This is a genomic window from Enterobacteriaceae endosymbiont of Donacia vulgaris (assembly GCF_012568445.1).
In the GTDB taxonomy this organism is placed as follows: Bacteria; Pseudomonadota; Gammaproteobacteria; order Enterobacterales; family Enterobacteriaceae.
The window spans coordinates 61,587-88,232 of sequence record NZ_CP046190.1; the positions used below are offsets into that span (position 1 = coordinate 61,587).

Genomic DNA, 26,646 nt, shown 5'->3' on the forward strand with positions numbered 1-26,646 from the left:
TAAAATATTTTTTTACTTTCTTGTATATTGAGATTGAATAACCGTTACAGCTATTGTATAAATTATATCTTCAATTGATGAACCTCTTGAAAGATCATTAATAGGTTTTTGTATACCTTGTAATATAGGACCAATAGAAATTATTTTAGATGTTCTTTGAACTGCTTTATAGGTAGTATTACCTGTATTAAGATCAGGGAAAATTATAATATTAGCTTTTCCAGCAACTAAAGATTTTGGTGCTTTATATTTACCAATCTTTTTGATAACAGCGGCATCATATTGTAATGGTCCATCTATTATTAAATTTGGTAATTTATTTTGTACTAATTTAGTTGCTTTATATACTTTTTCAACTTCAATACCTTTACTAGAATTACCTGTTGCGTACGAAATCATTGCTATTTTAGGTATTAAATCAAATAATTTACTAGTATTAGCTGATTGTATTGCTATTTCAGATAATTGTTTGTAATTAGGATTAGGATTAATTGCACAATCTCCATATATTAAGATATTTTCATGTAATAACATTATAAATATTGATGAAATTATAGAATACTCTGGTAGAGTTTTAATTATTTGTAATGCTGGTCTTATAGTATTTGCTGTTGTTGTGTTAGCTCCTGATACTATTCCATCAACTTCATTATTTTTTAACATCATAGTAGCTAAAAACATATTATCTTGTAATAATTTTATTGCATTATTTTTATTTAATAATTTATTTTTTCTTATATACATTAATTGTTCTATATAATTATTTCTAATAGAATTAGGCTCGATAATATCAATATTTTTTAAATTTATATTATTCATTTTAGCTATATTAGTAACTTCTTTTATTTTACCTAATAATATACATTTAGCTATTTTTTTTTGAGAACATATTGATGCAGCTTGAAGAATACGTAATTCATTTCCTTCTGGTAATAAAATTGTTTTATCCAATTTACTAGCTTTATTAATTAAATTATATTTAAATAAAAATGGTGAAAGATAATATTTATAGTTTTTAGATTTTTTATTAAAAAATTGAGAAGGAATATATAAATTAATATAATTAATAATATTTAATATTAATTTAGAATCATTAATTGGAAAATTATTTGTATAAATATTTTGTAATTTTAAATTAATTTGATAAAAATTATTTTTTGTATATAAAATATACATATCATTATCTTTCATAATTTTAAAAATTTTTTTTATTATTAAATCAAAATTTTTTTGTATACAATTTGTAAATAATATAGCTTTAAAAAAAAATTTTTTAGATAACATTTTATATATTTTTTTTAAATTTTCGGTATCTTCTATAGAAATAATAATTAAAGATTCAATAAAAAAAAACTTATCTATAAATATTTGTTGATTTAGAAAAATAATATATTTAATATTTTTATATTTAAAATTCTTAGGTATATTACAGTTCAAATATTTACATATAATTTTTAAGTTTATTCCAAATACAAAATTTGTTAACCATGGAATAAAAACACAATTATTTGTACTTAAAGGTAATAAATTATAATGTAAAGTATTTTTTTTTAAAAAAATATTTTTAAACATATTTATTGTATAAAAAAAGGGATTATTATTAATAAATTTTTCTTTAATAAAAAAAAATGTATTATTTTTTGTTAAATTACATAATTTTTCTTTAAAAAAATTATTAATAATTAATTTTGTTTTTTCTAAAGTTTCATTTTTTGAAAATTTTGATGCAACAAAAATAATTTTTGCATTAAATATATTTGCTATATCACAATTTAATTTAAATATTGTTTGTTCTAAATAGAATGGAATTATTCCTTCTATAAAAACAATTTCTGTATCATTTATATTTTTAAAATATTCTTCTATTATTTTTTCAATAATATTATTATATTCAGTTTTATTATGTAATAAATTAAAATCATTAATTTTTAATGAATTAATAGATTCAATATTTAATTGATATTTATTTAAAATATCATAAGTATAATTAATATTATATTTTTCTATTTGAGAAATAGGTTTAAAAAATTTACATTTTAATTTTTTTTTTTTTATATTATTTAATAATCCAATATTTATACTAGTAAAAAAATGCATATCAACATTAACTGGTATTGACATAATTACTTTTAACATTATTATTACCTTTTAAAATAAATAATTTTTTATAATATTATTTCTTAATTATAATATTAAATGTATCATTTGCTATCATTAATTCTTCATTTGTAGGAATAACTAATATTGGAACACTATTATTTGTATTTATTAAACCAATTTTACCAAATTTTATTTTATTATTTAATTTATGATTAATAAAAATATTTAAAATTTTTAATTTTTCTATAGTTTTTTCTCTAATTAAAACACTATTTTCTCCAATCCCACCTGTAAAAATAATTGCATTTATTTTATTTTCCATTAAGATACTATAAGAAGCAATATATTTAGATAGAGAATGTATAAAAATATCTACTGCTCTTTTTATTCTAAAATCATTTAAATAATTATTTTCAAGATATCTAAAATCACTAGTTATATGAGTTAATCCTAACATCCCTGATTTTTCAGTTAAAATTTTATTAATTTTATCTATTTTAATATTTAATTTGTTAAACATATAAAAAATAATTGCAGGATCAATATTACCACATCTAGTACCCATAACTAAACCTTCTAAAGGTGTTAATCCCATTGAAGTATCAATACTTTTACCATTTTTTATAGCAGTAATAGATGAGCCATTGCCTAAATGGCATGAAATACAATTGAATTTATCTAATGGAATATTCAATATTTTTGAAGCCATTTTACTAACATATTTATGGCTAGTACCATGAGCCCCATAACGACGTATTTTATATTTTTCATAAAATTTTATTGGTAAAGCATATAAATATGATGTTTCAGGGATTGTTTGATGAAAAGAAGTATCAAATACAGCAACTTGTTTATTTTTTAAATGAGGTAATATTTTGATACTTTCACTAATACCTATTAGTTGAATTGGATTATGTAAAGGAGCAAAAATAGATGCTTTTTTTATTGCTTCTATCACTTTTTTTGTAATAATAACAGATTCTGTAAATTTTTCTCCACCATGCACTATACGATGTCCTACTGCAATTATATTATTATATAATAAGGTTTTTTGTAAAATTTTATTTATTAAATACTTTAATATTATTTTATGATCAATTTTTGAATAAAAATTTTTTTTTTCTTTTTGACTATTAAAAGTCCATTTAATATAAGCATTTTTATTTTCAAAATTTTCTGATAAACCGGATAATAGAATTTTTTTTTTTAAAACATTTATAACTGAAAATTTTAAAGAAGAACTTCCACAATTAATAACAAGTACTGATTTATTTATCATATATTTTCCTGAAATAAAATTTTATTAAATAAGTAAAATTTAATTATATATAAAAAAATTATAAAATTATATATAAGATAAATTATAATTTTTACTAAAAATAAAATATAATATGTACAGAATTAATAATTTAATATATTATGTACAAATGGCGCATTGGCAGAATGGTTTATGCAGAGGATTGCAAATCCTTTTATTTCGGTTCAATTCCGGGATGCGCCTTGTTTAGTAAAAACTATTTATTTTTTTTTTGCCCAGATGGTGGAATTGGTAGACACAAGGGACTTAAAATCCCTCAGCATTTATACTGCTATGCGGGTTCAATTCCCGCTCTGGGTATTAAATTTTTATAAAATATATTTATATTTTTGTAAAATATTATTAAAATAAATAAAAAATAAGGATTTTTTTTTAATTAAAAAATAATTATATAAATTTTTGTCTATATTATTTAATGAATATAAAAAAAGGAAAATTATTAAACATCCTTTAAATAAGCCAAAAAATAATCCTAATATACTATTAACATTTTTCATATGATATTGATTAATAATCTTTTGATTTAAATATTTTTTAATACTATTTCCTGATATAAAAATTAATACAAAATAAATAAATAATAAAAAAATTTTTCTGAAATAAAAATTCATTATTTTTTTATCTTTTATAAAAATAATATAATTATAATATTTTTTAGATATATAAAATGATATAAACCAAGTAAATATTGTAAAAATTTCTTTTATAAATCCTCTAAAATAACTAAATATTATAGAAAAAAATAACACTATTATAAATAAATAATCAATGTTAAACATATTTTTTATGTAAATTTTTTGGTTACGTTAAATTATTTAAAATTTTCTAAATTTTAAATAATTTTAAAATAATAGAAATAAAATAAATTATATAATTTATTTAATATAAAATCTTCTTTTAATAAAAATTTTTATTAAACTAATTTTTTAAAAAAATAAAATAAATTATTATTAATATTTGGAATTCCAAAATATTTTGGATATTCTACTTCTACTAAAAACAAACCGTTTGGTTTAACTGTAGCAGCTGCTTTAGTTCTATCTTTCATTTTTATTAATTTTAATAACCAATCTTCTTTTTTATTACCAATCCCTATTTCTAACAAACTTCCAACAATATTTCTAACCATATGATATAAAAAAGCATTAGCTTTAATATCAATTAAAATATAATTTCCATATTTTGTAATATTACAATGTAAAATTCTTCTATAAGAAGAACCAATTAATTTACCAGATCTAAAAGATGAAAAATCGTGCTCTCCTAAAAGGAATTTCATTGCATTTTTTATTTTTTTTATATTTAAATTACAATTATATAAAGTAACTAAATTATTTAACAAAGCAGATCTATATCTATTATTATAGATAATGTAAAAATATCTACGTGATAAAGCACTAAAGCGAGCATGAAATTCTGTATTTACAGAGATTATCCAATTAATAACTATATCTTTAGGTAAAAGACTATTTATACCTAAAATCCAAGATTTTTTTTTTCTAAAACTATATGTTTCAAAATGAATAACTTGGCCTAAACTATGTACACCAATATCAGTTCTACCTGCACAAAAAATTATTATATTATGATTTGCTATTTTAGAAATAGCATTTTCTAAACATTCTTGTATAGTCTTTTTATAATGTTGTTTTTGTTTTTGCCATCCATGATAATTAGTTCCATTATATTCTACTCCTAATGCAAATCTATATTTTTTTATAAATTTAAAATTTACCATATGATAATTTTCTATCTTTATATTTTTTATAATATTATATTTTACTAAAAATTAGTTACATTTTTAAAAAAATTATATAAAATAATGTTTTAATAAATAAAATTTAAATAATTTTAATAAAAATAAAAACATATTTATATGTGAGTAAAATATAATGAAAATATATAAAAAAAATAATAAATCTATGAATAATATATTAAAATTAATTATTATTGTATTTTTAGTATATTCAACAGTTATATATGCAAATGAAAATATATTTAATATTACATCTCAACCAAATATTGGTGCTAAATCATATATTTTAATAGATTATAATACAGGTATTATTTTAACTGAAAAAAATTCAAATGAAACTCAAAAACCAGCTAGTTTAGTAAAAATTATGACTAGTTACGTAATAGGGAAAGCATTAGTAAAAGGTAAATTACATAGAAATGATATAGTTACGGTTGGTAAAAATGCTTGGGCTACAGGTAATGATGAATTTAACGGTTCATCACTAATGTTTTTAAAAATAGGAGACCATATTTCTGTAAAAAATTTAATAAAAGGTATTATATTACAGTCAGGTAATGATGCATGTGTTGCTATAGCAGAATATATATCTGGAAATCAAAATAATTTTGTAAATTTAATGAATTTTTACGCTAAAAAAATAGGATTAAAGAATACTAATTTTAAAAATGTACATGGATTAGATGAAGAAGGGCAATATACGTCTGCAAAAGATATTGCTATTATGGGAAAATGTTTAATACGTGATTTTCCTTACGAATATTCTATATATAAAGAAAAATATTTTACTTTTAATCATATTTCTCAAAAGAATCGTAATTTATTATTATGGGATAAAACATTAAATGTAGATGGTATTAAAACTGGCCATACTGAAAATGCTGGTTATAATATAATTGCTTCTGCAATTAAAAATAATATGAGATTAATTGTTGTTATTTTAGGAGATAAAACAGAACAAGATAGAAAAAAAAATAGTAAGAAACTATTAAATTGGGGTTTTGAAACATTTCGTACAATTAATCCAATAAAAAAATATCAAAAAATAGCTACTATTCCAATTTTATATGGTAAACATAGTTATGTAAGAATTGGAATTAAACATAATGTTTTTTTAACAATTCTGAAAAATCAAGAAAAAAAAATTAAAATTTTATATCATATTAAAAATAATAAAATTTTTGCTCCAATTCATAGAAATCAAATATTAGGCCATTTAACTTTCATGATTAATAATCATATAATTGGCTATTATCCATTAATTGCTTTGGAAAATATACCCAAGGGTAATGTTTTCGTTTGTTTTTTAGATTATATAAGATTATTATTAAGTAAATGGATACATCAGTAATTATGTATATTTTAGATAAAATATAATATTTCAGTAAATATAAATGTATAAAAATAATTTTATTATAAGAGATTTAGGAATAGAATCATGGTATATAACTTATCAGAAAATGTATTATTTTAATTATATAAGATCTATTCATACATTAGATGAAATATGGTTAGTTGAACATAATCCTGTTTTTACTCAAGGAAAATTATCAAAAGTAAAAGATATTTTATCTTATAAACATAAGATACCAATCTTTAATACTGATAGAGGAGGGAAAATTACTTATCATGCTCCAGGACAACAAATTATATATATTTTAATTAATCTAAAAAAAAGAAAAATAAAAATTAAATCATTAATTACTATTTTGGAACAAACTATTATTAATATATTATTATATTTTAATATTACACCTGATTATTCTTTTAGTCATACTCCTGGTGTATATATTAATAATAAAAAAATTGCATCTATAGGAATAAAAATTTCGAAAGGATTTACTTCTCATGGAATGTCATTTAATATTAACATGAATATGTTACCTTTTAAATATATTAATCCATGTGGTTTCTATAAATTAAAAATGACTCAATTAAAAAACTTTATTCCATATATAAAACCAATTACAATTAAAAAATTATTAATAAAAGAATTATTATCATTAATAAATAATATTTGAGATTAATTAAATTTATTTTTTTTTAAAAATTTTTCTTTTATAATGTTAAATATATTTTTTAAATACATAATTTATGAAATTTATATGATATGAAACAAAAAATTTTAAAAAAACCTAATTGGATTAAAATTAAATTTTCAATAAAAAATATTAATAAAATTAAAAAAATTAAATCTATTTTAAAAAAAAATAAATTATATTCAGTTTGTGAAGAAGCATCTTGTCCTAATTTAATAGAATGTTTTGGTAAAAAACAATTAACTTTTATGATTTTAGGTAATATATGTACAAGAAATTGTCCATATTGTGATGTAATTCATGGCAGACCAAAAATTAAATATGATGAAAATGAAGCTTCAAATTTAGCTAATATTATTTTTAAAATGCAATTAAAATATGTTGTTATTACTTCAGTTAATCGTGATGATTTACATGATGGAGGTGCAAGTCAATTTGTTAAGTGTATAAAAAAAATACGTAAAAAAAATTCTAATATTAGAATAGAAATTCTAGTTCCTGATTTTAAAAATTGTATAGAAAAAGCTTTAAAAATATTTAGTAAATCATTACCTAATGTTTTTAATCATAATATAGAAACAGTACAACGTTTATATTATAAAATACGGCCTTCTGGTAATTATCAAAAATCTTTAATATTATTAAAAAAATTTAAAAATTTATTTCCTAATATTTTAACTAAATCAGGTTTAATGGTAGGTTTAGGAGAAACAAAAGAAGAATTATTTAATACTATAAAAGATCTAAAATATAGTAAAGTTGATATTTTAACTATAGGACAATATTTACAACCAAGTAAACATCATATACCTGTTTATCAATATATTAGTCTAAATGAGTTTGCACAAATTCAAAAAAAAGCAAAAAAAATTGGTTTTAAAAAAGTTATATGTGGTCCTTTTATTCGTTCTTCATATAATGCAGAAAAATTTTCTTTTTAAATTTTATATAATAAATATGCCTCTGATAAAATTTAAAAATTTTATGTTTATAATTATTTAAAATTAATAAAGTAATTAAAATCTCTTATATATTTATTAAAATAATAAATATTTAAAATAATTTTAATAAAAATAAATTTTTTTCAGAGGCATATTATATTTAACCTTTTCTTACTAACTAACGAAATTTAAAGAGCAACCACATTAGCAGCAGAAGGTCCTTTGGCGCCGTTAGTAATCTCAAATTCTACTCTTTGGCCTTCGGTTAATGTTTTAAAACCACTACTTTGAATTGCAGAAAAATGTACAAAAACATCTTTACTACCATCTTCAGGAGTAATGAAACCAAAACCTTTAGATTCATTAAACCACTTAACGTTACCTTTAATCTTGGACATCAATTATTACCTTTACATAAAAATAGACACTAAATTTGTGTCATTTAAAAGTACATCAATTAATAATACATTTGTCTAGTGAAACAAATCAAAAAAGTGAGAGATATCGAGTTTTTAAATATTTTTTTAAAAAATATTTAATTTTTTTATTATTATTAATAATTTTGTTAAGTTTATTAATAAAATTTTATTTTTTATAGGATAAAATTTATGTGTTTACTTTTAGGAAAAAAAATATTAATTACTGGTATTTTAAATAAATTATCTATTGCATATGGTATAGCTCGTATTATGTATAAACATAAAGCAAATTTAATTTTTACATATCAAAAAAAAAAAAATAAAGATAAAATCCAAAAATTAGTAGGGAAAATGACAAAAAATCCAATTATAAAATGTGATGTATCTAATGATAAAGATATTAAATCTTTATTCTTAAAAATATCTAAAATATGGAATAAATTTGATGGTTTTGTACATTCTATTGCATTTGCTCCTAGTAAAACTTTAAAAAAGAATTTTATTCAAAATACATCTCGTTTGGCATTTCAAATTTCTCATGAAATTAGTTCATATAGTTTATTAGCTATGGTTAAAGAATGTGTTAATATATTAAATAATAAATCTTCAATTATAGTATTAACTTATTTAGGATCAAGACGTGTTATACAAAATTATAATATAATGGGATTAGCAAAAGCTTCATTAGAAGCTAATATTCGTTATATAGCATGTAATATTGGTAATAAAAATATTCGAATTAATGGTATTTCTCCAGCACCAATAAGAACAATTGCATCTTCAGAAATAAAAGATATTTACCAATTAATAAAATTATATAACAAAAATAGTCCTTTATCAGAAAAAATTTCCATTAATCATATAGGTAATGTAGCTACTTTTTTAGCTTCTGATTTATCTTTAGGTATTACAGGAGAAATAATAAACTTAGATTCGGGATTTAACATAAAATAAAAATTTGAAAAATAAATTAATAAATGATAATTTTTAATTTTAAATAAATATTTTTTATTTTATTAAATTTTATTAAATAAACACATTTTCTTATATTCAAGGAATAAATATGATAATTGGAATACCAAAAGAAAAATATTTTAAAGAAACTAGAATAGCAATGACTCCTTTAAATATTAAAAAATTAATAAAATTAGGATTTAAAGTATATGTTGAAAAAAATGCAGGTAATTTATCTTATTTTACAAATGAAGATTTTATAAATGAAGGTGCTAAAATAGTAGAAAATGAAAAAATTTGGGAATCAAATATAATTATAAAAATTCATCCTCTTGATACAGAAGAAATTAAATTAATAAAAAATAATAGTATATTAATTAGTTTTATTTGGCCTAATAAAAATAGTTTATTATTAAAAATATTAGCAAAAAAAAATATAACTACTATTGCAATGGATACAGTACCTAGAATTTCTAAAGCTCAATCTTTCGATGCATTAAGTTCAATGAATAATTTATCAGGTTACAGAAGTATTATAGAATCTATAAATTTATTACAAAGAACTCCAAATGGACAAATAACAGCTGCCGGTAAAATATTACCAGCAAAAATAATGGTTATTGGAGCAGGAGTAGCAGGATTATCAGCAATAGGAACAGCTAAAAGTTTAGGAGCAAAAGTAATTGCTTTTGATAAAAGAAAAGAAGTAAAAGAACAAATCCATAGTATGGGTGCTGAATTTTTAGAATTAAAATATTATAAAGAAGACAATGATAATGAGTATCAAACCTTATCATCAAAAAAAAAAATACAATTAGAAAAAAATTTTTTTAATAACATTATCAAAACAACAGATATTATAATTACAACAGCAGTTATTCTGAATAAAAAAGCACCTATTTTAATTACTAAAGAAATGGTTAGTTTAATGAAACCAGGTAGTATTATTTTTGATCTTGCAATTGAAAATGGAGGTAATTGTGAATTAACAAAAATAAATCAAATGATTATTACTGATAATCAAATTAAAATCTTAGGATTTACTAATTTACCTAGTAAATTAGCTCCGCAAGCTTCTCAATTATATAGCACAAATATTATTAATTTAATAAATTTATTATCTAAAAATAATTTCGGTAAAATAAATATTGATTTAAATAATGAAATTATAAGAAACATGACTATTATCTATGAAAGTAAAATTATTTGGCCAGCACCAGAAATTAAATTTGAAAAAACAAAAAAAAATATAGAAAAAAATAATAATTTTGAAAATAAAAAAAATGCTATAAAAAAAAATACATGTTTTTTTAAAAATAAATATTTTTTATATACTATAGGATTATTTTGTACTTATTATATAACACAATCTGTTCCTCATGAGATAATTCCACATTTTATAATTTTTTTATTATCTTGTATAATAGGATATTATGTAGTATGGAATGTTGATCATAAATTACATACACCTTTAATGTCTGTAACTAATGCTATTTCTGGTATTATTATTATTGGTTCTATATTACAAGTAAATAGTGATTATTATACTATAATTCTATTTTCATTTTTGGGAACTTTATTATCTAGTATTAATATTTTTGGAGGTTTAACTATTACTCAACGTATGTTGAAAATGTTTCGTAAAAATTAAGGAGAATTTATACATGTTTGATAGGTCATTAATATTTATATATACTATATCTGCAATATTATTTATATTAAGTATTGCTAGTCTTTCAAAAAAAGAAACTTCTAAAAAGGGTAATTTATTCGCTATTTATGGAATGCTTATTGCTATTATTATTACTATATTAAAATCATCAATAGATAATATAGGTTTTGTACTAGGAGCAATTTTTTTAGGTTCAATTATAGGTATTATTATTTCAAAAAAAATTGATATGACTAAAATGCCTCAATTAATTGCAATATTACATAGTTTTGTGGGATTAACTGCTATTCTCGTAGGATTTAATAATTATTTACTATTAATGTATGATAAGATTTTATTTTATAAAAATATTCATATTCAATTAATAGAAATATTTATTAGTATTTTTATTGGTTCCATAACTTTAATAGGATCTATTGTTGCATTTAGTAAATTATCAGGATTTATTCAATCAAAAGCTTTAAACTTAAAATATAAAAATCAAATACACATTTTTACTTTAATAATATCATTTATGTTTATGATGTTTTTTTTAAAAACACATAATATAATATTACAAATTATATCATTAGGATTAATTTTTTTAGTTTCACTAATATTTGGTTTTCATTTAATCATGAGTATTGGTGGAGCAGACATGCCTGTAGTAATTTCAATGTTGAATTCTTATTCAGGGTGGGCAGCTGCATCTTCAGGATTTATGTTAACTAATGATTTATTAATTATAACAGGAGCATTAGTAGGATCTTCTGGTGCTATACTTTCATATCTAATGTGTAAAGGCATGAATAGATCATTTATTAATGTACTTCTAGGAGGAAATAATAAATTTTTTAATAAAAAAATTACTACAACAAAAAAAGATATACAAAATTTTAAAAAAATATCTATTGAAAATACAGTAGAAATGTTAAAAAATTCTAATAGAATTATCATTGTTCCTGGATATGGATTAGCTGTATCTCAAGCACAATATCCACTTTCTGAGATAGTAAAAAAATTACGTTTATTAGATATTATAGTAAAATTTGCAATTCATCCTGTAGCAGGACGTTTACCTGGACATATGAATGTGTTACTAGCAGAAGCTAATATACCATATGATATCGTTTTAGAAATGGATGAAATTAATAATGATTTTATTAATACAGATACTGTATTAGTAATAGGTGCTAATGATACAGTTAATCCATTAGCTCAAGAAGATATTAATAGTCCAATATCAGGTATGCCTGTATTAGAAGTATGGAAAGCTAATAACATTATTATTCTTAAAAGAAGTATGAATCAAGGATACTCTGGAGTTAATAATCCTTTATTTTATAAAGATAATAGTTATATGTTATTTGGTGATGCTAAAGATATAATAAATAAAATTTTAAAAATTATTTAAAAATAAAGTTTACTCACTGTATATAACTAAAATACTAGAGTAAACTTTATAAAAAAATATATTTTGTTATATAAATAAAAAAATTATGGTCTTTTTACCGGAGATGTCGCATATCTTTTAGCAGCATGTCCTCCAGCACCTTTTTTGTTTTTTGAATTAAATGATGAATTAATTAATTTATTATGAAAATAATTTGTAAAATTATTTTGTATTTTTTTTTCATTTGAGAGAATATAATTCTTATATGTTTTTTTTTTTGTTAAAAAATGATTATTTTTAATTTTAAAATGATGTTTATGAATAAAATCAGGGATAACTATATTTGTTTTAGATATTAGTTTTTTTTTAGAATGTAATTTTACTTTATCTAATATTACTTTATTAATAGAATTTTTAAATTTATTACATTCTATTTTATTTTCTATAGAAAATTTAGATATATTATTTTCTTTATTATCAGTAAGTTTAATATACTTTTTTTTATTTAAATATAAATTTTTATTTACTTGTATTTTTAAAAATTTTTTGGATTTTAAATAATTAAAATTATTTTGATTATTTTTTTGATTTTTATATATTAATTTATCATCTAATTTGAATAGTTTTAATTTATTTTTTATTAATTTAAAATTAGCAATGGGTACAGTTTTTTTTTTATAAAAATTTAAAATTTCTTTTTCTTGATTAAAATTTATTTTATTTAAAGAATTATTTATATTTTGAGTTATACTATTTTTTTTTGTATTATAAAATAAATATTTATTACATAGATTTAAAATAATTGTTTTTAGAAATATTATTTTCTGAATAAAAAAATTTTTAACATTCTTTAGATAAACTGTTTTTTTTTTAAATAAATTAAATAATTTATATTTTTTAAAAAAAGAATAATTTTTTTTATCTATTATTGACTGATTATATATTTTTGACGTTTTAAGTTTAATATCTTTATTAATTAAAGTTTTATTTAAACATGTATTTTTAAAATAATAATAATTATTAATATTGGAATTTAATTTATGAATTTTTTTTATAAAAAAATAAATATTTTTTTTATCTTCTCCATGTTTAACTCTTAAAATAGAATAATTAGGTGTATTTAATTTATCATTAGGAATAATAAATGTTCTTATTTTTCTATTTTCAATTGCATTAACTACATCTCTTTTTTCATTTAATAAATAAGATGCTATTTTTACAGGAACTATAGCATAGACTTCTTTTGTATTTTCTTTAAAAGACTCTTCTTCTATTAATCTTAAAATTGATAAAGATAAAGACTTACTATTTCTTAAATTACCATTACCTAAACATCTAGGACATAAATAATAACTTAATTCTTTTAAAGATGATTTTAATCTCTGACGTGACATTTCTAATAATCCAAATTTTGAAATATTATTTATTTGAATTTTAGCCCTCTCCTGACGTATATTATATAATAATCTTTTTTCTATATTTTTTTTATTTTCTAAAAGAGACATGTCTATAAAATCTATAACAATTAATCCTCCTACATCTCGTAATCTTAATTGTCTAATAATTTCATCTGCAGCTTCTAAATTAATATTTAACGCTGTTTCTTCAATATCTATACCTGTAGTAGCTTTAGAAGAATTAACATCAACTGATGTTAGTGCTTCTGTTGTATCAATCACAATTGATCCTCCTGAAGATAATTGAACTTTTCTTTGAAAAGCTGTTTCAATTTGTGATTCTATTTGATAATGACTAAATAAAGGAACAGTTCCTTTATATAACTTAATTTTATGTTTTAAATCGGATCTTCCTAAAATATTAATATGTTTTTTAGCTAATTTTAATATTTTAGGATTATCAATTAAAATTTCATTAATATCTTGATATAAATAATCACGTAGTGATCTTATAATGATATTACTTTCTTGATATATTAAAAACGGAGCAGGTTTCTGCTTAGCTATCTTTTTTATTATTTCCCAATGTTTTAATCTAAATTTTAAATCTAATTTAAATGTTTCTATATTTTTTCCTAATCCGGCTGTACGAATAATTAAACTCATATTATTAGGTAAAGATAATAATGATAAAATTTTTTTTAAATATCTTCTATTATCACCTTCAATTTTTCTTGATATCCCACTAGAATTAGGATTATTAGGCATTAAAACTAAAAAACTACCTGCTAAACTAAGAAATGTCGTTAATGATGCCCCCTTATTACCCCGTTCTTCTTTATTTATTTGTACAATAATTTCTTTACCAATTAATAAAGATTTTTTTAATTTTAATGTATTATATAAATTTTGATTAGATAAATATTCTTCTGTAATTTCTTTAATTGGCAAAAAACCATGTTTATCAACCCCATAATCTACAAAAACAGCTTCTAAACTTGGTTCAATTCGTGTAATTATACCCTTATATATATTAGATTTTTTCTGTATATCATTAGAATTTTCTATATCTAAATCATACAATCTCTGTCCATCTACTAAAGCAACACGTAGTTCTTCATGTTGAGTAGCATTTATTAACATTCTTTTCATAATGACTTACTCATGTATTTTTTTATAAATTAATTAATATTTTTATATAAAAATATAAAATTATATAATAAGAAAAATATATTTAATATTTAATATTTAATGAATTGAATAGGTTAAAAACTAAAATATCAATTATTTGCTAATAAAATATACTTTATAAGTATGTATATTTTATAAAAAATTATTTACTTAAATAATATTAACATAAAATTTTATTTTAAAATAATGATTTTATATGAAAGAATATTAAAAAAAATTAAATATTATTATATTTTTTTATATTTTTTAACTATATTAATAGAATTATTAATTTATTTTTATAAACATTTTTATAATATTATGTACAAAATAATAATTGTTTCCTCGATTATTGATACACAAAGAATTGATAATTTTTTAATAAATAAATTTAAAACCGTACCTAAAAGTATGATATATAAAATGTTAAGAAAAGGAAAAATAAAAGTTAATAAAAAAAAAATACTACCGAATTTTAAAATTAAATCTCAAGATATAATAAAACTTCCTTATATATATAAAAAAAAAATAAAACCAATTAAAGTTAATTTAACTTTAAATAAAAAAAAATTTTTAAAAAAAATAATTATTTTTGAAGATAAATATCTTTTAATTATAAATAAACCTTCTGGAATAGCTGTACATGGTGGTAGTGGAATTAACTATGGTATTATTGAAAATTTTAGATGTTTGTTTAAAAAAAACAAATTTTTAGAACTTGTACATAGAATTGATAAAGAAACTTCTGGTATTCTTTTAATAGCAAAAAAAAGATCAATATTAAAAATATTACAAAAACAATTAATAGAAAAAAAAATAATTAAAGAATATATTGCTTTAGTTAAAGGTAATTGTTTTGAAAAAAAATATATTTATATTAAAAATTTTTTATTAAAAAATTTTTTAAATAAAAAAATTAAAGTAAAAATAGATAATAAAGGTAAATATGCAGAAACTAAGTTTAAAATAATTAAAAATTATAAAAATATGATGTTAATAAAAATTAACCCTATAACAGGACGAACCCATCAAATTAGAGTTCATATGTCTCATTTAAATTTTCCTATAATAAACGATCAAAGATATGGTGATGATAATTTAAATTTTCAATTTAAAAAACATTATCATTTAGATAGATTATTTTTACATGCTAAAAGTATTAAATTTATACATCCAAAAAATAATAAAAAAATAAAAATTGTTGCACCATTAAGTAATGAATTAAATAATTGTTTAGTAAAAATAGAATATAATAAATAATATTGCAAATATAAATAAATATACTTATAATAAAGTGTATTTAAAATATATAAGATAAAATATTATTTTATAATGCAAAAGGTATATAAATAAACAATATGGCTGTACAAAAACATAAAAAATCAAGATCTAGAAGAAACATGAGACGGTCTCATGATAAATTATCTAGTAATAAATTTTTATTAATTAATAAAAGAACAGGTAAAAAATATTTATATCATCATATGACTGATGATGGTTTTTATCGAGGCAAACATATTATCAATAAACATAATAAATAAAATAAAATATACTGTAAAATATGAAAAAATTTGCTGCTATTTTTCCTGGCCAAGGAACTCAGTTTACTCAAATGATATCTTGTTTATATGTTAAATATAAAATTATAAGAGAAACTTTTTATACTGCTTCCGAAATACTTGGATATGATCTATGGAAACTTATTACAAATAGATCATTAAAAAAAATAAATATAACATATTATACACAACCTGCTATTTTAGTTGCATCTATAGCTATATATAAACTATGGATACAAAAAAACAATATATTACCTAGTATAGTTACCGGTTATAGCTTAGGAGAATATTCAGCTATGGTATGTAGTAATATTATTAGTTTTATAGATGCTATTAAAATAGTAGAATTCAGAGGAAAATTAATGCATAAAATATCATCTAATTTAAATGATTATAAAATTAATGGATATTATATGCAAACTATTATCGGATTAAAAAAAAAACAATAGAAAATATTTGTAAAAAAATATCTACAAGTGATAATATCATATCAATATCAAATTATAATTCACTTAATAATATAACAATTAGTGGAAATAAATTAGCTATAATTAAGGCTATTAAAATATTTAAATCTTTAGGTGCACATATAATCCCTATTAATATCAATATACCTTCTCACTGTTTATTAATGAAACCAATAGCATATAAATTTAAAATTTTTTTAGATAAAATTATTATAAATAAGCCAAAAATTCAATTTATTAATAATATTAATTGTGAATATGAAAAATCATCTAAAAAAATTAAAAAAAATTTAGTAAAACAATTATATTCTACAATTAATTGGGTTGGATGTATAAATTTCATCGAAAAACAAAATATATTTAATATAATAGAATTTACTCCTAAAAGTATGCTTAAAAAAATATCACAATCAATTACAAAAAATATTAGTATAGATTCCATTTATAATGTAAAAACATTTCTTTTAACATCAAAAAAATATAAAGTTTAATATAAATATATGTTAAAAAACATTAATTTCAAAAATAAAATTGTTTTAGTTACAGGAGCAAGTAAAGGAATAGGTTATAGTATTATTAGTACATTAGCTGATTATGGTGCCTATGTAATAGGTACATCAACTAACATGGATGGAATAAGAAAAATTAATAATTGTTTAGGTAAAAATGGTATTGGTTTAATTCTTGATTTAAAAAATAAATCACCATATATTATCAACAATTTAATCAGATATATTATTAATAATTTTAAAAAATTAGATATACTTATTAATAATGCTGGTATTATATATGATAGACTTGTATTAAATATGACAGACTATCAATGGGATAATGTATTACAAATTAATTTAACTTCTGTTTTTAGAATTTGCAGAGAAGTGATTTATTATATGTTACAAAAATCATTTGGACGTATAATTAATATTGGCTCTACTATAGCAATTACCGGCAATATAGGACAAGCAAATTATGCAGCATCAAAAGCAGGTATTATAGGATTTAGTAAATCTTTAGCAAAAGAAGTAGCTTCTAAAGGTATTACTGTAAATGTTATATCTCCTGGTTATATCAAAACTAATATGACATTAAATTTTCAAAAAAAAAATCATGATAGTATTATAGCACAAATTCCATCTAAACGTTTTGGTTATCCTCAAGAAATAGCTGATGCTGTAATTTTTTTATCTTCTGAAAAAGCATCTTACATAACAGGAGAAATACTTAATATTAATGGTGGTTTATACATGGGATAATTATATTATTTTATTTTTTCATAATAAATTATCTAAAATAATTTTATAGGAAAATATAACAATCATGAGTAATTCTATTACTAACCGTATTAAAAAAATCATTATTAATCAATTAGGAACAAAAAAAAATATTTTTCATTATTCTTCTTTTAAAAAAGATTTAGGTGCAGATTCTCTTGATACTATAGAGATTATAATGGCTTTAGAAGAAGAATTTAATATTGAAATTTTAGATGAAGATGCTGAAAAAATTACTACTATTCAAGAAGCAATTAATTATATTAATAGTCATAAAAAATAAAATTTAATTGATATTATGGAAAAGAGTAAAATATATTTTACTCTTTTCCATAATCATAAATATTATAAAATAAAATTTATATAGAAGATATATAATGTTTAAACGTAGACGTGTAGTAATTACAGGAATTGGTATGATTACTCCTATAGGAAATTCAATAGAATCTAATTGGTTTAATCTTATTAACGGTAATAGTGGTATTAATTTTATTAATACTTTTGATACTAGTAAATATAAAACAAAAATTGCAGGATTAATAAAAAAATTTAAATATCACAATTATATTTCTGATAAAAAAAAAAAAAATATTGATTTATTTATTCAATATGGTTTAGTCGCATGTCAAGAAGCTATTAGAAATTCAGGTTTAATATTTCACCAATCTTATCACCCTAGATTTGGAGTTTCTATCGGTTCTGGTTTAGGAGGTATCAATTTAATAGAAAAAAATACTAATATTTTATATAAAAAAGGTCCTAAAAAAATAACTCCATTTTTTATGACATCAACACTTATGAATATGTTAACTGGAAATATTGCAATAAATTATAAAATAACAGGACCTAGTTTAACAATTAGTACTGCTTGTAGTTCTGGAATACATAATATTGGAATTGCTTTTAAAATTATATCATATAATGATGCTGATGTAATGATAACAGGAGCTTCAGAAAAAGCTATTACTCCTTTAAGTTTAAGTGGTTTTTGTGCAATGAATGCTTTATCTAAAAGAAATAATGAACCACAAAAAGCAAGTAGACCATGGGATAAAGATAGAGATGGATTTGTACTTGGGGATGGAGCCGGTATCATAATTTTAGAAGAATATAATCATGCAAAAAAAAGAGATGCTAATATTCTTGCTGAATTAGTTGGTTTTGGTATGAGTAATGATTCATTTCATATAACTTCACCTTCTTTCCATGGTAAAGGAGCACAATTAGCAATGTTAAATGCACTTAAAGATGCTAATTTAAATCCTGAAAAAATTCAATATATAAATGCACATAGTACATCAACTATTTTAGGAGATATAGCAGAAGTAAATGCTATTAAAAAAATTTTTAAACATAATTGTTATAAATTATTTGTAAGTTCTACTAAATCAATTACTGGACATTTATTAGGTGCAGCAGGTGCAATTGAATCTATTTATTCTATTTTATCTTTAAAAAATCAAATAGTACCCCCTACAATTAATTTAGATAATCCTGATAAAAATTTAGATTTAGATTTTATTCCAAAAATTTCAAGAGATGTTCGTAATATGAAATATGTATTATGTAATTCTTTTGGTTTTGGAGGAACTAATGCATCATTAATTTTTAAAAAAATATAAAATTTAAATAATTAAATATATATTTAATTATTTAAATTTTTTTATTTATAAAAATAAATATTATATATAATCTAATAATAAATGTATATTTCGAAAAAATAAAATGAATAATAAAAAATTTATTGTAGTAGAAGGTATAGATGGTTCTGGAAAATCTACTATTTGTCATTATATAATTAAATTGTTAAATAATTTTAATATTAAAAATATAATTCAAATTCATGAACCAGGAGGTACTCCAATTGCAGAAAAATTAAGAAATATTATTAAATTTTCTAAAGGAGAAAAATTTTCTTATAAAACAGAATTATTATTAATATATGCTGCTAGATTACAATTATTAGATAATGTTATAAGAAAAAATATTAATATTAATTGGATTTTATCAGACAGATATGATTTATCAACATATGCCTATCAAGTAGGAGGAAGAAAAATAAATAAAAAAATTATATTATTTTTACAAAATTTTATTAATAATGATATAAAACCAGATATAATTCTTTATTTAGATGTAGAACCTAAAATTGCTTTACAAAGAATAAAATTCAAAATATATGATAGAATTGAGAAGGAATCTATAAATTTTTTTTATAAAGTTAGAAATTATTATTTAAAAATGGCTAATCAAAACAAAAATATTAAAATAGTTAATGCAAATAATAATTTAAAAAATGTAAAATTATCAGTTAAAAAAATTATATATAAATTAATATCATCATAAAATGAAAAAATATCCTATATTATCATATTATCCTTGGTTAGATTTTTTTTATAAAAAAATAATTTCTCAATTTTTAAATAAAAAAAATTATAAAGCTTATATTTTTTGTTCTTTATATGGATTAGGTACAAATATTTTAATTTTTTCTTTAATTAAGTGGATTTTTTGTATAAATAAAAAAAAAATATATAGTTGTTTAAAATGTAAAAATTGTATTTTAATAGAAAAAAATATTCATCCTGATGTACATATTATTCAAGATAATAACAAAAAAGTTAGTATTAGTATCGAATTAATTAGAAATATAACTGATATTATTTCTAAATCATCTTACAGAGATGTTGGTAAAGTTATTTGGTTCACAAATGCTAGTAAATTAAATGTTTCATCCAGTAATGCTATTTTAAAAATTTTAGAAGAACCTTGTAATAATACTTGGTTTTTTATTCAATGTAAAAATAAAACTGATTTATTACCCACAATATATAGTAGATGTCAATTTTGGTATATATGGCCTCCAAATGAAAAAATAGGTATATTATGGTTAAAAAAAAAAATCAAAAATTATAAATTTTTTAAAAAAGACTCTATAAAAACTGCATTACGTATATGTAATAATGCACCAATTTATGCATATAAATTATTAAATAATGTAATATGGGAAAAAAGAAGTATTTTATATAATATTTTAGTTTCCTCTTTAGAAAAAGATATTATGAATTTGTTATCTATATTAAATAATAAAAATATTTTGTTATATTTAAATTGGATTTATCTAATTTTATTAGATGTAATAAAAATGCATTTAAATATAGATAAAAAATTTTTTTATAATTTAGATCAAATATATTTTATACATAAAATATCTAATCTAATTTTAGAAGATAAAATCTTATTAATGATAAAAAAAATATTATTTTTTAGTAATATTTTAATAAAAATTAATACAATTAATCATGAATTAGTATTAATTAATTTATTATTTTCTTTAGAAAAGATATATAAATATAATAAATAATAATACTAATTAAATTTCATAATAAAAATTAGGATATTTATAATGTTTAATAATACATTCGCTAATATGCAAAAAATAGGTAAATCTTTAATGTTACCAGTATCTGTTTTACCAATAGCAGGAATACTATTAGGTATAGGATCAGCTAATTTTTTTTGGTTACCTCATATTATTTCTAATATTATGGAAAAAACAGGTAGTTCTGTTTTTGCTAATATGCCATTAATATTTTCTATCGGGATTTCTTTAGGATTTACTCAAAATAATGGAGTATCTGCATTAGCATCTGTTGTTTCTTATGGTATTTTAACAAAAACTATTGAAGTTATGATACCTATTTTATTAAATAATAACTTAACACAAGAAATAATAATTCAAAAACATCTTGCAGATACAGGAGTATTAGGAGGTATTATTTCTGGTTCTATTGCAGCATATATGTTTAATCGTTTTCATAATATCGAATTAGTAGAATATCTTGGTTTTTTTTCTGGTAAACGTTTTGTTCCTATTATTTCTGGATTAGCATCAATTGTTTTTGGTTTATTATTATCTTTTATATGGATTCCTGTAGGAAAATTTATACAATTTTTTTCATACTGGGCTGCTTATCAAAATCCTATTTTTGCATTTGGTATTTATGGAATTATAGAAAGAACTTTATTGCCTTTTGGATTACATCATATTTGGAATGTTCCATTTCAAATGGAAATAGGTTCATTTATGAATATAGTTACTAAACAAATATATCATGGTGATATTGCTAGATATATAGCTGGAGACCCATCTGCAGGAAAATTAGCAGGAGGTTTTTTATTTAAAATGTATGGATTACCTGGAGCTGCTATTGCTATATGGCACACAGCAAAGAAAGAAAATAAAAAAAAAATTGGTAGTTTAATGTTATCAGCGGCATTAACATCTTTTTTTACAGGTATTACTGAGCCAATAGAATTTTCTTTTATGTATGTTACACCATTATTATATATAATACATATTATTTTGTCTGGATTATCTTTTCCTATTTGTATTATATTAGGAATGAGAAATGGGACAAGTTTTTCTCATGGTCTTATTGATTTTATTATTTTAAGTGGTAATGGTTCTAAAATCTGGTTATTCCCAATTATCGGTTGTATTTATTTAATTCTTTATTATTACATATTTAAAATATTAATTATTAAATTAAATCTACAAACTCCTGGTCGCGAACAGATACAAAATTATGTATATAAAGATAATTATATAGCATCAAATTATACTAAAAAATTAGTAGAAGCTTTTGGGGGAAGAAATAATATTACTAATTTAGATGCATGTATTACTAGATTACGTATAAGTGTTATAAATATAAAAAAAGTTAATATAAAAGAATTAAAATTATTAGGTGCTTCTGCTGTTATTATAGTTGGTAATGGTGTTCAAGCTATATTTGGTACTAAATCTGATAATTTAAAAACAAAAATGGATGATTTTATAAAAAATAATAATCATAAATAAATATAAAAATATTATGAATAATAAAAAAAATATATTTCAACAAATTTTATCTAAAAAAATAATTACTGATATTATTTATCAAGATGATTTAGTAACAGCTTTTAATGATATAAATCCTCAAAGTCCAGTACATGTGTTAATAATACCTAATATTTTTATAAAAACACTTAATGATGTGAATCATAATCATGAATTAATTTTAGGTAGAATGTTATTAGTTGCGTCAAAAATAGCTAAAAAAAAAAATATTAATAACTCTGGATATAGGATTGTTATTAATTGTAATAAGCATGGTCATCAAACAATATTTTATTTACATATTCATTTATTAGGGGGAAGAGAAGGTATAAAAATTTTATTTTAGATTTTGAATATGTTTAACATTAATAACATTTTTTAAAAAATATAATTTTCTATTTGCTATGTATTTTAATTAAATACATAGCAAGATAATATTTTAATTTTTATTTAAAAATATGTATTATTAAATCTAATACTTTAGAAGAATATCCTGTTTCATTATCATACCAAGCAATTAATTTAAAAAAATTATTATTAATAGCTATACTTGCTTTTTTATCAAAAATAGATATTAATGTTGATCCATTAAAATCACTTGATACAACATCATCTTCTGTATATCCAATAATATCTTTCATATTATTTTCGGAAGCATATTTAATAACTTCATAAATATCTGATAATGTAGTTTTTTTTATAACTTTTACTGTAAAATCAACAACTGAAACATTAGCAATAGGTACTCTCAAAGATATTCCTGTTAATCTATTATTTAATTCTGGCAAAACAATTCCTACTGCTTTTGCAGCTCCAGTACTTGAAGGAATAATATTTTGATAGGCACCTCTACCTCCTCTCCAATCCTTTCTAGAAGGACTATCTACTGTTTTTTGTGTTGAAGTTACTGCATGAATAGTAGTCATAAGACCATTTTCAATAATATAATTATCATGAATAATTTTAGCTAAAGGAGCTAAACAATTAGTAGTACATGAAGCATTAGAAATAATATCTTCTCCATTATAACTATTAAAATTTACTCCTCTTACAAACATAGGAATAGAATTATCTTTAGGAGGAGCAGTAACAATAACTTTTTTAGCACCAGCAATAATATGTTTTTTTGCTAATTCTTTTGTTAAAAAAATACCTGTAGATTCTACAACAACATCAATTTTTAAATCATACCATTTTAATTTACTAGGATCTGATTCAGAAAAAATATGTATAATATTTTTACCTATAATAAAACTATTATTCTGAATTTTAATTTTTTTTTTAAAAGGCCCATGTGTTGAATCATATTTTATCATATATGCCATATAATTTATTTCTAATAAATCATTAATAGCTATAATTTTAATTTTTGTATTTTTTTGAGCAGCACGAAAAAAAATACGTCCTATTCTCCCAAATCCATTAATAGCAACTCTAATAGACATTAAATTATCTCCTATTGATGAATAAAAAAATCATTTTAAATAAATTTTTTTAATTTATTTATAAATTTATACAACATACAAAGAATATATTTTTTGAGTATTTAAAGATTTGTCATTATTAAAAATTGTATTCATATAATTTTGAATTAAATTAGATAAAATAAATTTATTTGAATTCATTAAAAGATCTAATATAGAAAAAGTATTTGTATCTTCCCATTGTAGATTTATTTTTTTTATTTTAGTTAATTGTGAAATTTTTATTATTGCACTATCAAAATCACCTATATCATCAATTAAACCATATTTTTTAGCATCTTTACCTAAAAATACCATCCCATTAGCTAATTTTTTTACTTGTGCAATAGGTAAATGTCTTTGTTGAGAAACTAAATTAATAAATTTTTCATAACCATTTTTTATATTTAATTCTATTATTTTCTTTTCTATAGAAGATAATTTTTCATTTAGAGAAAGATTAAATCTTTCTGATATACTAACACCATCTCTATTAATACCAATTAAATTTAAAATATTATTAAAATTATTTATAATACCAAAAATACCAATAGAACCAGTTAAACTAACTTTATCAGCAATTATAAAATCAGCTATTGTAGATATCCAATATGCTCCAGATGCAGCTACTTTACCCATTATAACTACAATTGGTTTATGTGCTTTTTTTAATAAAGTTAATTCATTATAAATTGCTTGTGATGCTATAATATCGCCTCCTGGACTATTAATTCTTAATATTAATCCTTTAATTCGTGGATTTTTATAAACTCTATGTATTGCATTTACGATAATATCACTCCCATTATTACCATATGTGATAAGTCCATCTATTGTTATAACTGAAATATTACCATTATTTTGTGGTATATCAGCATCTATATAAAATCTTATATAATCATTAATATTAATTTTGTTATATGTATTTTGATTTTTATCTAAACCAAAATTTTGAATCATTTCTTCTTCAAAATCATTATTATCAGATATTTTATCTACTAATTTATTTTTTAATGCAAACATAGTTGAATCTCCATGAACCTGTTCTAAAGACATTAAAAAATTTTGATCTGTAGGAAAAATTTCTTCTTTAGTTAATTGTCTATTAATTGTTATAGTAGTTAAATAATCATCCCATAAATGATTAATTAAATAATTCATAACAATTTTATTATTACTAGACATGTTATTTCTATAAAAAGGTTCTACAGCAGATTTATATTTTCCTACTCTAAATATATGAGTTTCTATTTTTAGATTTTGTAAAAAATTTTTATAAAAATTTTTTTTAATATTAAAACCATATAGTTTTACACTACCATATGGTAGTAAAAAAATTTTATCAGCAAAACTAGCTAAATAATATTGATTCTGATCATATATATCTGAAATTGCATATATTTTTTTACCAGTTTTTTTAAATCTATTTAAATATTTACCTATATATCTTAAAGAAGGAATATCATCAATATTTAAATTATTAAGTCTTAGTATAATTCCATTAATATTTTTATCTTGTCTTGCATAATTTATAGCATAAGCTATATTTATAATAGCATTATATTTTTTTTTATTTACAAACTTATTAAATAATTTGAATATTAAATTTTTTTTATAAAAAGGTTCATTATTAAAATTTTCATCAAAATTAATTTCTAATACTTGATGATTCTTTTTTAATATTCTATTATCTATATTTTTTTTATGATGAATATTATATATGTAATAACATAATAAAGATATTAATAATATAAAAATAATATTTATTATTAATGTTCTAGTAAAATTAATTAAGGACCATAAATAACAACAAAAAAATTTTACTAAATTCAATAACTTAATCATTTTTCACCTATTTTTTTTTAA

General features: G+C 19.9%; 25 protein-coding genes and 2 tRNA genes. 19 read left to right on the plus strand and 8 right to left on the minus strand.

What is annotated here, in order from left to right:
• Positions 1–12: 12 nt before the first annotated feature.
• Positions 13–2,136 (minus strand): phosphate acetyltransferase, encoded by a 2,124-nt coding sequence (gene pta, locus GJU01_RS00325; protein WP_168867876.1) that lies wholly within the window; start codon positions 2,134–2,136, stop codon positions 13–15.
• Positions 2,137–2,173: 37 nt separating this feature from the next.
• The gene (locus tag GJU01_RS00330; RefSeq protein ID WP_168867877.1) at positions 2,174–3,379 is read right to left on the minus strand and encodes an acetate kinase; all 1,206 of its coding nucleotides are present in this window, start codon (positions 3,377–3,379) and stop codon (positions 2,174–2,176) included.
• Between the two features lie 150 nt (positions 3,380–3,529).
• Between GJU01_RS00330 and GJU01_RS00335 the strand changes: the two genes are divergently transcribed.
• Together GJU01_RS00335 and GJU01_RS00340 are read left to right on the plus strand one after the other, a co-directional pair.
• A tRNA-Cys gene (locus tag GJU01_RS00335) sits at positions 3,530–3,601 on the plus strand.
• A gap of 30 nt (positions 3,602–3,631) precedes the next feature.
• A tRNA-Leu gene (locus GJU01_RS00340) sits at positions 3,632–3,718 on the plus strand.
• Positions 3,719–3,726: 8 nt separating this feature from the next.
• On the opposite strand, the gene GJU01_RS00345 is transcribed toward GJU01_RS00340, so the two are convergent.
• Together GJU01_RS00345 and truA are read right to left on the minus strand one after the other, a co-directional pair.
• On the minus strand, positions 3,727–4,197 hold the full coding sequence (locus GJU01_RS00345) for a CvpA family protein (RefSeq protein ID WP_168867878.1): 471 nt from the start codon (positions 4,195–4,197) through the stop codon (positions 3,727–3,729).
• A 134-nt stretch (positions 4,198–4,331) separates the two neighbouring features.
• The gene (gene truA / locus GJU01_RS00350; RefSeq protein WP_168867879.1) at positions 4,332–5,156 is read right to left on the minus strand and encodes a tRNA pseudouridine(38-40) synthase TruA; all 825 of its coding nucleotides are present in this window, start codon (positions 5,154–5,156) and stop codon (positions 4,332–4,334) included.
• Between the two features lie 184 nt (positions 5,157–5,340).
• Here truA and GJU01_RS00355 point away from each other — a divergent pair, with 184 nt between their 5' ends.
• The 3 genes from GJU01_RS00355 to lipA all read left to right on the plus strand — a co-directional run bounded on the left by GJU01_RS00355 (position 5,341) and on the right by lipA (position 8,154).
• Positions 5,341–6,525, plus strand: a complete 1,185-nt coding sequence (locus GJU01_RS00355; RefSeq protein ID WP_168868215.1) for a serine hydrolase — start codon at positions 5,341–5,343, stop codon at positions 6,523–6,525.
• Positions 6,526–6,568: 43 nt separating this feature from the next.
• Positions 6,569–7,195, plus strand: a complete 627-nt coding sequence (lipB, locus tag GJU01_RS00360; RefSeq protein WP_168867880.1) for a lipoyl(octanoyl) transferase LipB — start codon at positions 6,569–6,571, stop codon at positions 7,193–7,195.
• Between the two features lie 89 nt (positions 7,196–7,284).
• On the plus strand, positions 7,285–8,154 hold the full coding sequence (lipA, locus tag GJU01_RS00365) for a lipoyl synthase (protein WP_168867881.1): 870 nt from the start codon (positions 7,285–7,287) through the stop codon (positions 8,152–8,154).
• A 188-nt stretch (positions 8,155–8,342) separates the two neighbouring features.
• Here lipA and cspE read toward each other — a convergent pair whose 3' ends face one another.
• Positions 8,343–8,552: a transcription antiterminator/RNA stability regulator CspE gene (cspE, locus tag GJU01_RS00370; protein WP_168820769.1), complete on the minus strand. Its 210-nt coding sequence runs from the start codon at positions 8,550–8,552 to the stop codon at positions 8,343–8,345.
• Between the two features lie 210 nt (positions 8,553–8,762).
• On the opposite strand from cspE, the gene GJU01_RS00375 reads away from it, so the two are divergent.
• From GJU01_RS00375 to GJU01_RS00385, 3 genes are all read left to right on the plus strand, one after another.
• Positions 8,763–9,527: an enoyl-ACP reductase FabI gene (locus tag GJU01_RS00375; RefSeq protein WP_168867882.1), complete on the plus strand. Its 765-nt coding sequence runs from the start codon at positions 8,763–8,765 to the stop codon at positions 9,525–9,527.
• Between the two features lie 109 nt (positions 9,528–9,636).
• Entirely contained in the window at positions 9,637–11,178 is a 1,542-nt protein-coding gene (locus tag GJU01_RS00380; RefSeq protein ID WP_168867883.1) for a Re/Si-specific NAD(P)(+) transhydrogenase subunit alpha, read from the plus strand.
• A 13-nt stretch (positions 11,179–11,191) separates the two neighbouring features.
• A complete protein-coding gene (locus GJU01_RS00385; RefSeq protein WP_168867884.1) occupies positions 11,192–12,592 on the plus strand; it encodes an NAD(P)(+) transhydrogenase (Re/Si-specific) subunit beta in 1,401 nt (466 codons plus the stop codon).
• 83 nt (positions 12,593–12,675) lie between these two features.
• Here GJU01_RS00385 and GJU01_RS00390 read toward each other — a convergent pair whose 3' ends face one another.
• Positions 12,676–15,120 (minus strand): Rne/Rng family ribonuclease, encoded by a 2,445-nt coding sequence (locus GJU01_RS00390; RefSeq protein ID WP_168867885.1) that lies wholly within the window; start codon positions 15,118–15,120, stop codon positions 12,676–12,678.
• A gap of 339 nt (positions 15,121–15,459) precedes the next feature.
• Between GJU01_RS00390 and GJU01_RS00395 the strand changes: the two genes are divergently transcribed.
• The 11 genes from GJU01_RS00395 to GJU01_RS00445 all read left to right on the plus strand — a co-directional run bounded on the left by GJU01_RS00395 (position 15,460) and on the right by GJU01_RS00445 (position 23,663).
• A complete protein-coding gene (locus GJU01_RS00395; protein ID WP_168867886.1) occupies positions 15,460–16,398 on the plus strand; it encodes an RluA family pseudouridine synthase in 939 nt (312 codons plus the stop codon).
• Positions 16,399–16,496: 98 nt separating this feature from the next.
• Positions 16,497–16,679: a 50S ribosomal protein L32 gene (rpmF, locus tag GJU01_RS00400; protein ID WP_168867887.1), complete on the plus strand. Its 183-nt coding sequence runs from the start codon at positions 16,497–16,499 to the stop codon at positions 16,677–16,679.
• 20 nt (positions 16,680–16,699) lie between these two features.
• Positions 16,700–17,146, plus strand: a complete 447-nt coding sequence (locus tag GJU01_RS00405) for an ACP S-malonyltransferase (RefSeq protein WP_168867888.1) — start codon at positions 16,700–16,702, stop codon at positions 17,144–17,146.
• A 182-nt stretch (positions 17,147–17,328) separates the two neighbouring features.
• Entirely contained in the window at positions 17,329–17,655 is a 327-nt protein-coding gene (locus GJU01_RS00410) for an ACP S-malonyltransferase (RefSeq protein WP_168867889.1), read from the plus strand.
• Between the two features lie 21 nt (positions 17,656–17,676).
• On the plus strand, positions 17,677–18,417 hold the full coding sequence (fabG, locus tag GJU01_RS00415; protein WP_168868216.1) for a 3-oxoacyl-ACP reductase FabG: 741 nt from the start codon (positions 17,677–17,679) through the stop codon (positions 18,415–18,417).
• 64 nt (positions 18,418–18,481) lie between these two features.
• The gene (gene acpP / locus GJU01_RS00420; RefSeq protein WP_168867890.1) at positions 18,482–18,718 is read left to right on the plus strand and encodes an acyl carrier protein; all 237 of its coding nucleotides are present in this window, start codon (positions 18,482–18,484) and stop codon (positions 18,716–18,718) included.
• Positions 18,719–18,812: 94 nt separating this feature from the next.
• A complete protein-coding gene (fabF, locus tag GJU01_RS00425) occupies positions 18,813–20,057 on the plus strand; it encodes a beta-ketoacyl-ACP synthase II (RefSeq protein WP_168867891.1) in 1,245 nt (414 codons plus the stop codon).
• A gap of 103 nt (positions 20,058–20,160) precedes the next feature.
• Complete coding sequence (tmk, locus tag GJU01_RS00430; protein WP_168867892.1) at positions 20,161–20,781, plus strand: dTMP kinase; 621 nt, start codon at positions 20,161–20,163, stop codon at positions 20,779–20,781.
• 1 nt (position 20,782) lies between these two features.
• Positions 20,783–21,799 (plus strand): DNA polymerase III subunit delta' C-terminal domain-containing protein, encoded by a 1,017-nt coding sequence (locus GJU01_RS00435; RefSeq protein WP_168867893.1) that lies wholly within the window; start codon positions 20,783–20,785, stop codon positions 21,797–21,799.
• A 42-nt stretch (positions 21,800–21,841) separates the two neighbouring features.
• Complete coding sequence (gene ptsG, locus GJU01_RS00440) at positions 21,842–23,299, plus strand: PTS glucose transporter subunit IIBC (RefSeq protein ID WP_168867894.1); 1,458 nt, start codon at positions 21,842–21,844, stop codon at positions 23,297–23,299.
• A 13-nt stretch (positions 23,300–23,312) separates the two neighbouring features.
• A complete protein-coding gene (locus GJU01_RS00445) occupies positions 23,313–23,663 on the plus strand; it encodes an HIT domain-containing protein (protein ID WP_168867895.1) in 351 nt (116 codons plus the stop codon).
• 100 nt (positions 23,664–23,763) lie between these two features.
• Here the strand turns inward: GJU01_RS00445 and gap are convergent, their stop codons facing one another.
• Entirely contained in the window at positions 23,764–24,762 is a 999-nt protein-coding gene (gap, locus tag GJU01_RS00450; RefSeq protein WP_168867896.1) for a type I glyceraldehyde-3-phosphate dehydrogenase, read from the minus strand.
• A gap of 66 nt (positions 24,763–24,828) precedes the next feature.
• The gene (sppA, locus tag GJU01_RS00455) at positions 24,829–26,625 is read right to left on the minus strand and encodes a signal peptide peptidase SppA (protein WP_168867897.1); all 1,797 of its coding nucleotides are present in this window, start codon (positions 26,623–26,625) and stop codon (positions 24,829–24,831) included.
• Positions 26,626–26,646 lie beyond the last annotated feature (21 nt).